Origin of the sequence: Xanthomonas sp. NCPPB 1068 (assembly GCF_041479385.2) — a bacterium.
GTDB lineage: Bacteria > Pseudomonadota > Gammaproteobacteria > Xanthomonadales > Xanthomonadaceae > Xanthomonas > Xanthomonas cannabis.
On record NZ_CM192986.1, the window covers coordinates 1915090 to 1930410 of the forward strand.

At 66.4% G+C, this 15321-nt stretch carries 14 protein-coding genes; 3 read left to right on the forward strand and 11 right to left on the reverse strand.

Annotation, left to right across the window (positions count from 1 at the left end; genetic code table 11):
• Window positions 1–129: 129 nt before the first annotated feature.
• Window positions 130–2985, forward strand: coding sequence for a hybrid sensor histidine kinase/response regulator (locus tag ACCQ12_RS08270; RefSeq protein WP_372383355.1), 2856 nt, complete (start codon window positions 130–132; stop codon window positions 2983–2985).
• A 159-nt stretch (window positions 2986–3144) separates the two neighbouring features.
• On the opposite strand, the gene ACCQ12_RS08275 is transcribed toward ACCQ12_RS08270, so the two are convergent.
• Window positions 3145–3489, reverse strand: a complete 345-nt coding sequence (locus tag ACCQ12_RS08275) for a response regulator (protein ID WP_039409498.1) — start codon at window positions 3487–3489, stop codon at window positions 3145–3147.
• Window positions 3490–3787: 298 nt separating this feature from the next.
• On the opposite strand from ACCQ12_RS08275, the gene ACCQ12_RS08280 reads away from it, so the two are divergent.
• Together ACCQ12_RS08280 and ACCQ12_RS08285 are read left to right on the forward strand one after the other, a co-directional pair.
• A complete protein-coding gene (locus tag ACCQ12_RS08280) occupies window positions 3788–5302 on the forward strand; it encodes an ATPase domain-containing protein (RefSeq protein ID WP_372383356.1) in 1515 nt (504 codons plus the stop codon).
• Complete coding sequence (locus tag ACCQ12_RS08285) at window positions 5289–7361, forward strand: PAS domain-containing protein (protein WP_372383357.1); 2073 nt, start codon at window positions 5289–5291, stop codon at window positions 7359–7361. The genes ACCQ12_RS08280 and ACCQ12_RS08285 overlap by 14 nt, the downstream gene beginning before the upstream one ends.
• 174 nt (window positions 7362–7535) lie before the next feature.
• On the opposite strand, the gene ACCQ12_RS08290 is transcribed toward ACCQ12_RS08285, so the two are convergent.
• The 10 genes from ACCQ12_RS08290 to ACCQ12_RS08335 form a co-directional block, all read right to left on the reverse strand.
• Complete coding sequence (locus tag ACCQ12_RS08290; RefSeq protein ID WP_506191671.1) at window positions 7536–8228, reverse strand: tetratricopeptide repeat protein; 693 nt, start codon at window positions 8226–8228, stop codon at window positions 7536–7538.
• Complete coding sequence (locus ACCQ12_RS08295; protein WP_372383358.1) at window positions 8228–8713, reverse strand: cytochrome c-type biogenesis protein; 486 nt, start codon at window positions 8711–8713, stop codon at window positions 8228–8230. Before ACCQ12_RS08295 ends, ACCQ12_RS08290 begins: the two co-directional genes overlap by 1 nt.
• On the reverse strand, window positions 8710–9252 hold the full coding sequence (locus ACCQ12_RS08300; protein ID WP_166778334.1) for a DsbE family thiol:disulfide interchange protein: 543 nt from the start codon (window positions 9250–9252) through the stop codon (window positions 8710–8712). The genes ACCQ12_RS08295 and ACCQ12_RS08300 overlap by 4 nt, the downstream gene beginning before the upstream one ends.
• Entirely contained in the window at window positions 9249–11237 is a 1989-nt protein-coding gene (locus tag ACCQ12_RS08305) for a heme lyase CcmF/NrfE family subunit (RefSeq protein ID WP_372383359.1), read from the reverse strand. The genes ACCQ12_RS08300 and ACCQ12_RS08305 overlap by 4 nt, the downstream gene beginning before the upstream one ends.
• Window positions 11238–11300: 63 nt before the next feature.
• The gene (gene ccmE, locus ACCQ12_RS08310; protein ID WP_372383360.1) at window positions 11301–11771 is read right to left on the reverse strand and encodes a cytochrome c maturation protein CcmE; all 471 of its coding nucleotides are present in this window, start codon (window positions 11769–11771) and stop codon (window positions 11301–11303) included.
• A complete protein-coding gene (ccmD, locus tag ACCQ12_RS08315; protein ID WP_047696826.1) occupies window positions 11768–11974 on the reverse strand; it encodes a heme exporter protein CcmD in 207 nt (68 codons plus the stop codon). The genes ccmE and ccmD overlap by 4 nt, the downstream gene beginning before the upstream one ends.
• The gene (gene ccmC, locus ACCQ12_RS08320) at window positions 11971–12729 is read right to left on the reverse strand and encodes a heme ABC transporter permease CcmC (protein WP_372383361.1); all 759 of its coding nucleotides are present in this window, start codon (window positions 12727–12729) and stop codon (window positions 11971–11973) included. The genes ccmD and ccmC overlap by 4 nt, the downstream gene beginning before the upstream one ends.
• 10 nt (window positions 12730–12739) lie before the next feature.
• Entirely contained in the window at window positions 12740–14065 is a 1326-nt protein-coding gene (locus ACCQ12_RS08325) for a S8 family serine peptidase (RefSeq protein WP_372383362.1), read from the reverse strand.
• Complete coding sequence (locus ACCQ12_RS08330; protein WP_372383363.1) at window positions 14062–14712, reverse strand: anti-sigma factor family protein; 651 nt, start codon at window positions 14710–14712, stop codon at window positions 14062–14064. Before ACCQ12_RS08330 ends, ACCQ12_RS08325 begins: the two co-directional genes overlap by 4 nt.
• Window positions 14709–15302, reverse strand: a complete 594-nt coding sequence (locus ACCQ12_RS08335; RefSeq protein ID WP_179455132.1) for an RNA polymerase sigma factor — start codon at window positions 15300–15302, stop codon at window positions 14709–14711. Before ACCQ12_RS08335 ends, ACCQ12_RS08330 begins: the two co-directional genes overlap by 4 nt.
• Window positions 15303–15321 lie beyond the last annotated feature (19 nt).

A 15321-nucleotide genomic window follows, 5' to 3' on the forward strand; every position in this document is an offset into this window, starting at 1 on the left:
ACGCGCCGATTCCTGAGTCTTCCCGATGGTCACAACGATGCTTCCATGGTCGACAGGTCACCTGGCCCCCCGTAGTGCTGCACTTGCGCGGTGCGGCGCGCGCAATGGCGCGCCATGGTCGTGCGCTGCATGAGCGCGGCATTCCCGCATGGCGATAGCGCGATGGCACAGGCGGTCCGTGCCCATGACTGGAGCGGCACGCCACTGGGGCTGCCCGCGCAGTGGCCGTTGCCGTTACGAAATACCGTCGATCTGATGCTCGCCTCGCCCGAAAGCATGTATGTGGTCTGGGGGCAGGCGCTGACGTTCTTCTACAACGATGCCTATACGCCGATCCTGGGGTCGCGCCAGGCACAGGCATTGGGTGCGCCGCTGCGCGAGTTGTGGGCCGATGCCTGGGATGCCGTGCGTGCGCCGATCGAGGCGGCGTTTGCCGGGCGCGCGTCGCGCTTCGAAGAAGTGCCGATCGCGATGAACCGTTATGGCACGCCCGAAGACACCTGGTGGACGTTCTCGTTCTCGCCGATCTATCTCGACGATGGCAGCGTGGGTGGCGCGTTCTGCGTGACCAACGAGGTGACCGCACGCAAGGTGGCGCAGGCGCGGTTGGCCGACGAGCACGAACGCCTGATCCGCCTGTTCGAGCAGGCGCCGATGTTCATGGCGTTCTTGAGCGGGCCGCAGCATGTCGTCGAGTTCGTCAATCCGTGTTACTCGCGGCTGATCGGTCACCGCGACGTGATCGGCCGCCCGTTGGCCGAGGCGTTGCCGGACGTGGTGGCGCAAGGGCATCTGGCGCGGCTGGATGAGGTGTTTCAGTCCGGACGTGCGTATTCGGCCACGGCGCTCGCCTACGACGTGCAGGCCGTGCCGGGCGGGCCGACCGAGCGCCGGCTGCTGGATCTGGTCTATCAACCGATCGCCGGTGCCGACGGCACGGTGTCGGGCATCTTTGTGCAGGGGCTGGACATTACCGACCGCATCAGCCTGGAACGCGCGGTGCGCGAGGCCGAAGTGCGCAACCGGCAGATCCTGGACAGCGTCATGGACTACGCGATCATCGCCACCGACATGCGCGGCCGGGTGACCTCGTGGAACGAGGGCGCACGCCGCATTCTGGGGTGGAGCGAGAGCGAGATGCTCGGGCAATCGCTGGAGCGCACGTTCACACCGGAAGACGTGGAAAAGCGGCAGATCCTCATCGAAGCTGCCGCCGCCCTGGAAAGCGGCAGCGGCATGGACGAACGCTGGCACGTGCGCAAGACCGGCGAGCTGTTCTGGGCCACTGGGTCGTTGATGGTGTTGCGCGAAGAAACCGGCACGGCGATCGGTTTCGTCAAGGTCCTGCGCGACCGTACTGCCGAGCGTCTGGCCAGCGAAGCCTTGATCAGGAGCGAGCGTCGCCTGGATGCGCTGGTGCGCGCCTCGTCGCAATCGATCTTCTCTGCGGCTGCCGACTGGAGTGCATTGCGCCAGCACGTGCGCGACGGGCTGCTCAACGACAGCCTGCCGGCGAACGCGCGCTGGCAACAGGACTGGGTCTACCCGGACGATCACGCGCTGTTGTCGAGCGCCATTGGTGCCGCGATCGCCGACAAATCTGGGTTGGAGCTGGAGCTGCGGGTGCTGGATGCCAGCCAGCGCGTGCGCTGGACCCTGCTGCGTGCAGTGCCGCTGCTGGATGCGCACGGCGCGATCGAAGAATGGTTCGGCACTGCATCGGACGTCACCGACAGACGCCAGGCCGAAGAGCAATTGCGCCTGCTGACCGAAACCCTGGAAGAACGCGTGCGCGAGCGCAGCGCGGCACTGCTGCTGGCCGAAGAAAAATTGCGCCAGAGCCAGAAGATGGAAGCCGTTGGGCAGCTGACGGGCGGCCTGGCGCATGATTTCAACAACCTGCTGACCGCCATCACGGTGGGGCTGGAACTGCTGCAAGCGCGCGTGCAGCAGGGCAAATACGACCGGCTGGAACGCTACGTGGAGATGGCACAGACCAGCGCCGCGCGTGCGGCAGCGTTGACGCAGCGTCTGCTGGCGTTTTCGCGTCGGCAGACCCTGGCGCCCAGCGCACTGGAAGTGGAGGCACTGGTGCATGGCATGCGCGAGATCATCGCGCGCACCCTGGGGCCGTCGATCAGTTTGCAGGTGATTCCGGCGGCCGACGCCTGGAAGGTGCTGGTGGATGCGCCGCAGCTGGAAAATGCCTTGCTCAACCTGTGCATCAATGCGCGCGATGCCATGCCCGATGGTGGCGAGCTCACCATCAGCCTGCATAACCGCTCGCTGGATCACGCTGCGGCCCAGCTGCTCGATTTGCCGCCCGGCGACTATGTGTGCCTGAGCGTGCAGGACACCGGCACCGGCATGAGCGAAGAGATCATGTCCAAGGTTTTCGAGCCGTTCTTCACTACCAAGCCCATCGGTCAGGGCACCGGGTTGGGCTTGTCGATGATCTATGGGTTTACCCGACAATCCGGCGGGCATGTGCGTATCGAATCGGACGTTGGAGTGGGCACCACCATGGCGCTGTATCTGCCGCGCTTCAGTGGCGAGCAGGTGCATGACGAAGGGCCGGCCACGCAGGATGATCCGCAGCGGGCGACGATGCACAGTTGCACGGTGTTGCTGGTCGAAGATGAAACCGCGATCCGTGTGCTGATCTCCGAAGTGCTCACGGACGCCGGGTATCGGGTCATCGAGACGGCCGAGGGAAGCGCGGCAGTGGAGCGCCTGCGGTCAGCGGAAACGATCGATGTGCTGGTAACCGATGTCGGTCTGACCGGCGGCCTGAACGGGCGCCAGGTGGCGGATGCGGGCCGGCAATATCGCCCGATGCTGCCAGTCTTGTTTGTCACCGGCTACGCGGCGACCGCGGCCGTGGGCGCAGGGCAGTTGGATGACGGCATGGAAGTGCTGACCAAGCCCTTCCTGGCGGCTGACCTGGAACGGCGCGTGGCGCAGTTGCTGGAGCGGCGCCCGTAGTGAGTCAGGGCGGTGCGCGGTCACGCGTGGAGACACGGCGTGACCGCGAGACGAGGCGCTTCAGACGTTGTGCTCTCCACCGCGCAGCGGGAGCAAAGCCGCCGGAATCTACTGGGGTATGCTCAAGCGCAGCGGCTACACGTGGCACTCGGCGACGCGTTACAACGCTTTCTGGACGATACCCAACAGGTCGCGTAACGAAAATGGTTTTGGCAGCAGGCGCATGCCGGTGTCCAGGAAGTCCGCGCGCTTGGCAATCGCACCGGCATAGCCGGTCATGAAGACGATCGGGAGCGCGGGATACAGGCGCCGCGCATTGTCGGCAAGGTCGCGTCCGTTCATGCCGGGCAGGCAGATATCCGAGAGCAGCAAGTCGAACGGACACGCCGTGGTGAGTTGCTGCATCGCCTGCTCGGCGTCAGCGGACACAACAACCTGATAGCCCTCGTCACCCAGAATGTCTGCGGCCATCGCACGGATGGCATCGTCGTCTTCAACCAACAGAATGCGTGCATTGCCTGATGCGTCGTTCACTGCCGTCCTCGAGCGATCGCAACAGCGCGTTCGCTTCCATTGCCCACGCTATGCGCATGTGCGTGACGGATGTGTCGGAGTTGCCACAAAGCCGGCGGCGCAGGCAGGCAAGATCCAAGCAAGTTTTTGTGCGATTCATCGCCGGCGGTAAAACGTTAGCGGTGTCACGGCAGAAGGGCGATAAAACACACAGCACGTCAAGCCAAACAAGCTGATCAATTCAGTCCCTGACGCGGCTGTATCACCGGCGCGTGATAAATTCTGCGGCATGGAAAACGTGAAGCCGATGATCGCAAACCGTATTACCACCGGGACGACGGGGCTTGACACCATCCTCCGCGGTGGCCTGCCCGCCAACCGGTTGTATCTGCTCGAGGGCCAACCGGGCTCCGGCAAGACCACGATGGCTTTGCAGTTTCTGCTCGATGGCACAGCCAGGGGCGAAAGCTGCCTGTATGTGACCTTGTCGGAAACCATCGACGAGCTCACCGAAGTGGCCGCCTCGCATGAGTGGTCGCTGGAGCCGCTGCATATTTTCGAGCTGGCCTCGGCCGAAGCGTTCCTGGGCGACGGACGTCAGCAGTCCATCCTGCATCCCTGGGAAATGGAACTGGATGGCACGATCAAGCTCATCCAGGCCGAGGTCGATCGGGTCAAGCCCACACGCGTGGTGTTCGATTCCTTGTCCGAGTTGCGATTGCTGGCGCAGGATTCGCTGCGCTACCGGCGGCAAGTGCTGGCGCTCAAGCAATTCTTTGCCCCACGTAATATCACCGTGTTTCTGGTGGACGACCTGACCGGTGAACATGGCGAGCGCGATGCCCATCTGCACAGCCTCTGCCACGGTGTGGTCTCGCTGGAGCGCATGACACTGGATTTCGGTGCTGCGCGGCGGCGCATGCAGGTGCAAAAGCTGCGCGGGGTCAATTTCATCGCCGGCTACCACGATCTGACGATCGCGACCGGTGGCTTGCATATCTATCCGCGTTTGATTGCCTCCAACCATCACGTGCCTTTCGTTGGCGATGCGGTGTCCAGTGGCGTGGAGCGGATCGATGCGCTGCTGCATGGCGGCCCGCTGCGCGGTACCAGCACGCTGTTGACCGGACCGGCCGGCTCGGGCAAGACCAACGTGGCGTTGCAATATGTCAACGCGGCCTGCGAGCGTGGCGAGCACTGCTGCGTGCTGGAGTTCGATGAGCGCACCGGCACATTGTTGACGCGTGCACAAAGCCTGGGCATGGATTTACGCAAGCATCTGCAGTCGGGTTTGCTGGAGCTGCATCAGATGGATCCGGCCGAACTGACACCCGGCGAGTTTGCCTGGGCCGTGCGGGAAAGCGTGGAAAAGCGCAACTGCCGTGTGCTGGTGATCGACAGCCTCAACGGGTACCTGTCGTCGATGCCGCAGGAAAAGCAGTTGATGTTGCAGATACACGAGCTGCTGTCGTATCTCAATCAGAGCGGCGTGACCACCTTCCTGATCAATCCACAGCATGGCCTGGTGGGGACGATGTCTACCGGCAACCTCAATGTGTCCTACATGGCCGACACCGTCATCCTGTTCCGCTTCTTCGAAGCGCAGGGCCGCATCCGCAAGGCCTTGTCGGTGATCAAGAACCGCAGCGGCGCGCACGAAGACGCGATCCGCGAATTGCAGATCGGCACGGGCGGTTTGCAGCTGAGCGAGCCCCTGGAAAAATTCCATGGCGTGCTGACCGGCACTCCGCAGTTCGTCGGAGACGATGCGCCGTTGCTGGGGCGTCCCCTTGACCAGTTGTGAGGCAGACGGCTCGATCGTTCACATCATCGCGCCGTTCGGCCGCGATGCCCAAAGCATCGCCGGCATCGTCGGCGAGCACGGGCTGACCCAGAAGGAGTACGGCACGCTGGCCGCGCTGGCCGGCGACCTGCTCGACAGTTCCGGTGTGGTGGTCCTGACCGAAGAGGCGGTGGGTGGCGATCTGCAACAGCTGCAGCAGATCCTGCAGGCCCAGGCGGCCTGGTCGGACATCCCGTTCGTGCTGCTGCGTGCGCCGCGCGGCAGCCACGCCGGGCGGCGGGCAAGCCTGCCGCCGGAGATGACCAACGTCATCGAGCTGGAGCGGCCACTGAGTTCGTCGTCGTTGCTGAGTGCGATTTCCACTGCGCTGCGCTCGCGCCAGAAGCAGTTCGTGATCCGCGATCAGATGGCCCAGCTGGCCGAAAGCAGGGCGGCGCTGGCGCTCAGCGAAGCCGAGCTGCGTCGCGTCACCGATGCCCTACCGGTCTTGATCGCGTTCATCGACAAGCACCTGGTCTACCGCTTCGCCAACCGTTCGTATGAAGACTGGATCGGGATCCCGCCGCAGGATGTGATCGGGCGGCCGCTGGTGGACGTGGTGGGGCCCGCGGTGGTGGCCGAGCGTCGCGCGTGGATCGAGGCGGCACTGGCCGGGCGCGCGCTCACGGTGGAAACCAGCTGGCCGCATGCCGATGGGCGTCGCCGCGATGCCGAGATCCGCTACATGCCGCGCTTCGATGCGGACGGCCAGGTGGACGGGTTCCATGTGTTCGCGACCGATGTCACCGCGCGGGCGCTGGCGATGGAATCGATCCAGCAGCAAGCCACCGTGCTCGAGGCTAAGGTCGCCGAGCGCACGGCCGAGCTGCAGCAGCAGATGCAGGCGCGCGAGTCCAGCGAGGCGGCGCTGCGCCAAGCGCAGAAGATGGAAGCGGTGGGCCAGCTGACCGGCGGCATCGCGCACGATTTCAACAACATGCTGACCGGCATCCTGTCTGCGCTGGATCTGGCGCGCCTGCGCATCGATCAGGGGCGCACCGAAGGGCTGGGGCGGTTCCTGGATGTGGCGTCGGCCTCGGCGCTGCGTGCGGCCGCGTTGACGCAGCGGCTGCTTGCGTTTTCGCGCCGGCAATCGCTGGAAGCGCGGCATCTGCAATTGAACGATCTGGTGGTGTCGCTGCAGGATCTGCTGGCGCGCACGCTGGGCGAATCGGTGCGCCTGGAAACCGATCTGTGCAGTGCGTTGCCGCAGGCCTACGTCGACGAAAACCAGCTGGAAAGCGCGCTGCTCAACCTGGCCATCAATGCACGCGATGCGATGCCCGATGGTGGGTTGTTGCGCATCGCCACGCGGCATCTGCAGGTCCAGGCGCAAGGGCTGGAGCTTGGCCGTGGCATCAGCCTGGCGCCGGGCGACTATGCGGTGGTGTCGGTCACCGACACCGGCACCGGCATGCCGACCGATGTGCTGGAGCGGGTGTTCGAGCCGTTCTACACCACCAAGCCGATCGGGCAGGGCACCGGCCTGGGCATGTCGATGATCTACGGCTTCATGCAGCAGTCCAACGGGCAGGTGTGGGTGGAGTCGCAGATTGGCACGGGCACCACGGTCAGCCTGTACCTGCCGGCCGGGGTGTCCGTGCCGGGTGCGGTCTCCGAGCCGCAGAGCGGTGCGGTGGTAGCCGGGCAGGGGCAGCAGGTGCTGGTGGTGGAGGACGATGAACAGGTGCGCCTGCTGGTGACCGAGTTGCTGGGCGAATTGGGCTACCAGGCCGAGGTGGTGGCCGATGCCGATGCCGCGTTGCCGATCCTGGCGTCGCCACGGCGGATCGACCTGCTGGTCACCGACGTCGGCCTGCCCGGGCTCAACGGCCGCCAGCTGGCGGAAATCGCGCGGCAGTCGCGCCGCGATCTGCCGGTGATCTTCATGACCGGCTACGCCGAAACCGCGCGCGACCGTGGCGAGTTTCTGGCCGAGGGCATGAGCATGATCGCCAAGCCTTTCACGCTGGGCGAGTTCAGCGGCAAATTGCACGAGGTGCTCGGGCCATCGCCGTGAGCCCGCTGCGCGCAGCCCGGCGCGCTGTTGCCGGTCTGCGGCGGTGACCGCAATCGCGGTGTCGTGTTGCTGCGCTCCGCGGCACACACGAGCGCCGCAGTAAGGCTTGCGGCAGTGGCGGGCGAGACGCGTCGCGCGAGCCGGCCGCCGTGAGCGATATGTCGCGGTGGAGGTCTAGCGCGCAGCGCGCCCGGATTGCCGCTCGGTGGCCAGCGCTTGTGCCACGGCAATCTTGTCTGCCACCGCCTTCTGCATGGGCGAGCCGGTCTCCAGCAAACCGTGCAGGTGACGCCAGTGCGTGGTGGCGGCCGCGTAGTCGTGCTGCTGGAAATCGCTGATGCCAAGCAGCCACAGCCCGCGCTGGTTGTCCGGCTCGCGCACGATTACCTGTTGCAGGCGCGTGCGTGCGGCCGCGTCGATCGCAAAATCGTCATGCGTGGCCATGTCGGCAGCAATCCAGCCGACGATGGCCGCGCTGGTGTCCGGCGCAAGCTTCAGGGCCTGTGCGTACGCGTCGCGTGCCTCGGCGGGGCGGTTGTTCTGTTCGTGATCCTTGGCCTGCTGCATCCATGCACCGAGCGCCTGCAGTTGCGCGTCGTCGGCAACCGGGGCCTGTGCCTGCGAGGGGGCGGCAACGGCGGTGTGCGTGCTCTGCGGCGGCGCGGCGTCGATGCGCGGCGCGATCGCATCGGGTGTGCCCACCAGCCGATACAGCCCGGCAGTGGCGAGTGGCAGCCCCAGCGCCAGCAGTACCGGCAGCGTGTAGTGCGCGGCGCCATGGCGCGTGGGCTTGCGCAACAGCGGCAGCAGCAAGAGCAGCAGCGCAAGGAGCACCAGCGCGGCGCTTGCGAGATAGAAGCCTGTCATCACCAGTCGTCCTCCGGCCGCGGCGCCACCGGGGTGCCGGCGCGCGCGCGCTGGCGCATGGTGTGGGCCACCACCACCGCGCCGGCGACCAACATCAGTGCCGGCCCGAACCACAGCAACCAGGTGCCGCGCTTGACCGGCGGGTCGTACAGCACGAAGTCCGAATAGCGGTCGACCATGTACTGCTTGATCTGCGCATCGCTGCTGCCGGCCTGCAGCTGCGCAAAGACTTGGTGGCGCAGGTCGCGCGCCAGGCTGGCGTTGGAATCGGCCAGGTTCTCGTTCTGGCACACCAGGCAACGCAGCTGCGCGGTCAGCCGCTGATAGCGCGCTTGTTCGGCGGCATTCTTGAACGGCAGCGGGTCCACTGCCTGCGCCTGGAGACCGGGCGCAAGCAGCAGGCCCAGCAGCAATACCAGCAACAGCCGCAGCTGCCGCGCCTGCTGCTGCCGATGCGCCTGCAGCCCGCGGTAATACCCGATCACCGCGCCCCCCTGGGCAGCGCAGCGATGGCCGGCAGCAGCTCGTCGTTGATGACATCCGGGGTCAGCACGCCGATGTGCTTGTAGCGGATCATGCCGTGCGCATCGATCAGGAAACTTTCCGGTGCGCCGTAGACGCCGAAGTCGATTGCGGTCTGGCCGGTTTCGTCGGCAAGCACCACGGCATACGGATTGCCCAGGCGTGCAAGCCAGGCGGTGGCATCGGCCGGCGCGTCCTTGTAGTTGTAGCCGATCAACGGCACGCCAAGGCGTTGGGCCTGCGCCATCAGCACCGGATGCTCGTGCACGCACTCGGCGCACCAGCTGCCGAACACGTTGAGCACGTACGGCTTGCCCAGCAGCTGGTCACGGGTGACGTGCCGCGCGGGCTGATCCAGCTGCGGCAGCGAGAACGCCGGGGCCGGTTTGCCGATCAGCGGCGAGGGCACCTCGCGCGGGTTGTGCTGCATCGTCCAGTAGATGCCGAAGCCGAACAGGGCGGCCACCACCAAAAACCCCAGCAGGGGCAGCATGCGATTCACGGGTGCGACTCCTGCGCGATGACCAGGCCATCGTGTGCGGGTACTGCGGCCGGCCTGGCGGCGCTGGCCGGTGCACGAAAGCGCCGTGCGCAGGCGCTGACGAAACCGCCCAGCATCATCAGCAGGCCGCCGGCCCAGATCCAGCGGATAAAGGGCTTGTAGTACAGCCGCAGCGTCCAGTCGTATTCGATGTGTTGATCGTCCAGCGGCTCGCCGAGTGCGACATACAGGTCGCGGGTGATGCCGGGGTCGATCGCCGATTCGGTCTGGATGCGCTCGCTGCTGTACAGGCGTTTTTGCGGATGCAGTTGCGCCACCACCTGGCCATCGCGACTGACCTGCACGCTGCCTTGTTCGGCCTTCCAGTTGGGACCATCGATCAATTGCACGCCGTCGAAGCGGAAGCTGTAGCCGGCGATCTCGGCGGTTTGCCCAGGTGCCAGGCGCACGTCGCGTTCGACCGACAGGCTTTCGGACACCAGCACGCCGGCAACGAAGACCGCCACGCCGGCATGCGCGATCAGCATGCCGGCCATTTCAGCCGGGAAACGCCGGCCGCGCGGCAGCTCGCGCCAGCGCTTGTAAACGTACAGCGCGGTACCGGCGGCCACCCACGTCGCCACGCCGATGCCGGCGATGGCCTTGGCCTGTCCATCGGCAACGATGCTGCCGACCAGTGCACAGGCAATCGCCGCGGTGCCGGCACGGGTGCCGAGCGCCTTCAATGGCGCGGCATCGGCCTGGCCCCAGCGCAGGTAGGGGCCGAACGGCAGCAACAGCACCACCGGCAGCATCAACAGCGGGAACAACAGGCCGAAGTAGGGCGGCCCCACCGAGACCTTGCCCAGGCCGAAGGCATCGGCAATCAGCGGGAACAAGGTGCCCAGCAGCACCATGGCGGCGGCCACGGTGAGCAGCAGATTGCCGATCAGGATCGCGGTCTCGCGCGAGGCCGCAGCGAACGGTTTGCCGCTGGCGATCCTGGGCGCGCGCAGCGCGTACAGCAGCAACGAGCCGCCGACCACCGCGACCAGGAAGATCAGGATGTAGAGGCCGCGGCGCGGGTCGGCCGCGAACGCGTGCACCGAGGTCAGCACGCCCGAGCGCACCAGGAAGGTACCCAGCAGCGAGAACGAAAACGCCAGGATCGACAGCAGGATGGTCCACGCGCGCAGGCTGCCGCGTTTTTCGGTGACCGCCTGGGTATGGATCAACGCGGTGCCGACCAGCCACGGCATGAAGCTGGCGTTTTCCACCGGGTCCCAGAACCACCAGCCGCCCCAGCCCAGCTCCGCATATGCCCACCAGCTGCCGGCGACGATGCCAGCGGTGAGGCAGGCCCAGGCCACGTTGGTCCACGGCCGCGCCCAACGCACCCAGGCCTGTTCCAGCTCGCCGCCCAGCAGCGCGGCGACCGCAAACGCGAACGCCACCGAGAAGCCGACGTAGCCGGTGTACAGCACGGGCGGGTGGAAGGTCATGCCCGGGTCCTGCAGCACCGGATTGAGCTCGTTGCCATCCAGCGGGATCGGCGACAGCCGCCCGAACGGATTGGAGGTCAGCAGGATGAAGGCCAAGAAGCCCACCGACACCAGCCCCAGCACCGCCAGCACGCGGGCGGCGAAGTGCTGCGGCAGATGCCGGCTGAAGGCGGCCAGCAGCACCGTCCAGGTGGCGAGGATGGCGATCCACAGCAGCAGCGAGCCTTCATGCGCACCCCACACCGCGGCGAAACGGTAGTACCAGGGCAGGGCGATGTTGGCGTTGGCGGCGACGTATTGCACCGAAAAATCCAGCGACAGCAACGACCACGCGAGCAGCCCGAAGGCCATCCACACGAACACTGCCTGGCCAAGCGCGGCCGGGCGCGCAATGCCCATCAGTGCAGCGTTGCCGCGCCAGGCACCGATCAGCGGCAACACGCCCTGGGCAAGCGACAGCAGTAACGCCAGGATCAGTGCGATCTGGCCGAGTTCAGGCGTCATGGATAGGTCGCTGGGTGTAACCAAGAAGAGTCATTGCAGTGCCTTGCGCCAGCCGACAACGCATCAGCGCGGCGCAGACAGCGGCACGGCGGTGGCAGCAATCGGCTTGCCGACATGGCCTTCGGCCATCGCGTCTTTCAGTTCCTTGGGCATGTAGGTTTCGTCGTGCTTGGCCAGCACTTGGTTGGCGACAAAGCGCCCGCCCTGCATGCGCCCGTTGGCGATCACCGATTGGTTGTCGCGAAACAGGTCCGGCAGGATGCCGGTGTACTCGACCTGGGTGGCTGCGTGTTTATCGATGACGGTGAAGCTGACTTTCAACGAGTCGCTGGCGCGCTGGATCGAGCCGGCCTTGACCATGCCGCCCAACCGGAATTGCTGGTAACCGGCCGCTTCGCCGGCGTGTACCTGGCTGGGAGTGAACAGGTAGCTCATGTTCCGCTGCAATGCGAACACGATCAGCGTGCCGGCCAGTGCGGCGGCGGCCAGCACGCCGATGACCAGCCAGAGGCGCTGTTTGCGGGTGGCATTCATGGTGCGTCGCGCTCCAGTGCCGGCAAGGGCGCATTGCGCTGGCGGCGCGGCGTCTGCCGCTGCAGTTGACCGCGCAGCTCGCGCGGCAGGCGCCGGCGCCGCAACCACGGCGATGCCAGATCGGCCAGCAGCACCAGCACGAACACCGCATAAGAAGTCCACACGTAGTGGCCGTAGCCACCCATCGCCAGAAAGCTGCTCATGCGGTGCGCTCCGCCAGCACGATGCGGCGTGCCCAGTCCTTGCCGCTGTCCAGCGCCAGCAGCTCCACCCGTACCCGCCCGAACAGGCTGGCGATGTAATAGCACTTGGTGGCCAGCATCATGGTCAGCAGCGGCCATAGCATGTCTGCACCCATCTTGGAGGGGCCGAGCAGGCGCACGGTGGAGCCCTGGTGCAGCGTGTTCCACCACACCACCGAGTAATGCACGATGGGCAGGTTGATCAGGCCCACCAATGCGAGCAGGCCGGCCGCGCGCATCGCCTGGCGGCGGTCTTCCACCGCGTAGTACAGGCCCAGCACGCCCAGATACAGAAACAGCAGCAGCAATTCCGAGGTTAGCCGCGCGTCCCAGGTCCACCAGGTGCCCCACATCGGCTTGCCCCACAGCGCGCCGGTGCACAAGGTGATGAAGGTAAAGGCCGCGCCGATCGGTGCCGACGCCATGGTCACCACCTCGGCCAGCTTGATCCGCCACACCAGCGCGATAAAGGCCGACACGCCCATCGCCGCATAGATGAAGAGGCTCATCCAGGCGCTGGGCACGTGGATGAAGATGATGCGGTAAGCGTCGTGCTGTTGATAATCCGGCGGTGCCAGCACCAGCCCGCCATAGGCGGCCACTGCGCCCAGCAGCAGCGCCAGCGCCAGCGCCCAAGGACGCACGCGCCCGGCAAAGCGGTAAAACAGCGGCGGTGAGCTCAGCTTGTGCAGCCACAACGGGATCCAGTTGGCCATGCCGGTGTCGTCAGTTGGAATGTTTGGAAGGCGACAACGCGTCGACCGCCGCGCCGGCATTGACCTGCAGCTGACCATCGGAGACCTTGCTGGTGCGCTGCAACAGCTCGCGCAGCGCGCTGGCGTCCATCGACGGCGACAGCGACAACAACAACGCGGCCATGCCGCTGACGTGCGCGGTGGCCATCGACGAGCCGGAGGTGAAGTCGTAACGGCCGTTGGGCTGGGTGGTCAGGATGTCCTTGCCGGGTGCGCTGAGCACCCCCGGCATCGCCGCGCTGGCACTGCTGCTGCGCACCACCAGCACGCCCGGCACGTCGTTGGGAAACCCATCCAGCCGGCCGTTGGGCGGCATGGCCGCCACCACGATGCGGCCTTGCTGCACCAGGTGCAGCAGCATCTTGTTCAGCAGCGGGTCGGCCGGGCCGCCCAGGCTCAGGTTGACCACCCGCGCGGAGCTGTTGTTGATCGCCGCCAGCGCCTTGGCCAGGGTGAAGGTGTTGCAGCGGGCGGTGGCGCCGACCGTGGGCGCATACCAGCACGCCTTGTAGATGCTCAGCATGGCCTTGGGCGCCATGCCGACGATGCCTTGATGGTTGTTGCTGCCGGCGGCGATGATGCCGGCCACTTCGGTGCCGTGCGAATCGGTGCTGGTCATGACCGGCGTGTCGTCGACCAGATCGTGCACGTCGCGGATGCGCGTCTTCAGGTCGGGGTGGCTGGTATCCACGCCGGTGTCGACCACGGCCACCACCACGCCACGGCCCTGGGTGACGGTCTGCGCGCTGGCGGCATCGGTGTCGATGAAGCCGCGCTGCATGTCCACGTACGGGTCGTTGTAGCCCGACAGCGGGGTGCTCTTTTCGGCGGCATCGGCAGAAAACACCGAGAAATCCTGCACCGGCTGCACCAGCTCCACGCCGTCGTCGTGGGACAGCGTGCTGACCAGCGCATCGCGCGACACGCCTTCTGGCGGCTGCAGCACCGCGCAGTACAGCCCCAGCGAGGTGATCGGCCAGCCGGAGACCTCGCGCAGTTTGTAGCGCCGCTTGATGGCTTCCATGCGCACGGCGGCCTTCTGCCCGGCACCGTAGTAACTGGAGGCGTAGCCGATCAGGCTGGAGCCGGCACGCGCCGGTGGTGCGCTGAGCGGATTGGCCACCGCCAGCAGGATGTCGCGGCTGGCATCGGGTGTATGCGCATCGGCCGGAGCGGATGCCGCGGCGATGGCGGCCAGATTCGCAGTGTCCTGCGTGGGCGCGGCAGCGTGCGCGCTGCCCTGCAGGCCCAGGCCGATGAGGGTGACGCACAGGCCGATGGCGAGAAGACGGCTCATGGGGCGGAGACGATCTCGGCCAGCCGGATGGCCGGATTGGCGCGCAGTTTCTGCACGGTCTGCTGCGGCTGCGGCTGCGGCTGCGGCGCGGCCGGCACCACGGTGTAGGCGCCCAGGTCGTTGGGCCCGGCGATGACCTGCAACTGCTGCGCGCGCAGCAGGCGATCCCAGTCGGCCACGGTCATCCTGGCATCGGGCACCACGCGGATGGCGCCCTGCGGCACCGGCAACGCGGTTGCGCTGCTCAGCGTGCGGTAGTCGTGCGTGGGGGCCGGCGAGGCCAGCTTGACGCCCATGACGCCCAGGCCGATGGCCTGCACCAACGCGGCGGCGGCCAGTGCGCGCACCGTCCAGCTGCCGGAGCGGCGTGCTGCCGGTGCCGGCGCGGTGCGCTGTTCGGGGGCATCCAGGCGGCCGAGCAGGCGTTGCAGCCCGGCATTGGGGTCCAGCGTGACGGCCGACGGCAGCGCCAGCGCCTGGCGCAGACGATTTTGCTGCGCGAACTCGGCGCTGCATGAGGCGCACTTGGCCACGTGCGCAATCAGCCAGCTGTGTTCTTCCTCGGTGGCGCTGTCCAGCAGGACGGCTGGCATCAGCTCCCACGCGTGCGAGCATTCCTTGCCAGGCGCGATGAAAAACGTCTTCATTGCATGGTCTCCGTGTAAGGCGCGCTGCCGGCCAGGCCGGGCAGCACGTTGCGTAATTTGACCCGTGCATGGAACAGCCGGGCTTTGATCGTGCCCACCGGGCACTGCATGATGTCGGCGACTTCTTCCAGCTTGTGGCCGACGCCGTAGACCAGTTCGATCACCAGGCGCTGATCCGGCGACAGGCGCTCCATGCCCTTGTCCAGCCAGTCGCGCAGCTCGCGGTCGTCGTTGTCGTCTGCACTGGGGGCGTGCTCTTCAACCACCGCGGTGTCGTCGATGGCTTCACCGTCATGCTGGCGCAGGCACTTGAGCCCGCAGCGGTAGGCGATGCCCATGATCCAGGTCGACACCTGCGAATCGCCGCGGAAGTCGCCGGCTTTCTGCCAGGCGATCCAGAAGCAGTCGTTGATGGCCTCCTCGATGATGTCGGGACGGCGGGTCAGGCGCGACAGAAACCGGCACAGGCGCCCGTGATAACTGGTGTACATGCTGGCCAACGCGTCGCGATCGCCCGCCGCCATGCGGCGCAACAGCATGCGGTCGGTGGCATCGCCCAGGGTGTCGGTGTCATTCATCGAGGCAGGCATGGCGTAGGACACCTTTGAG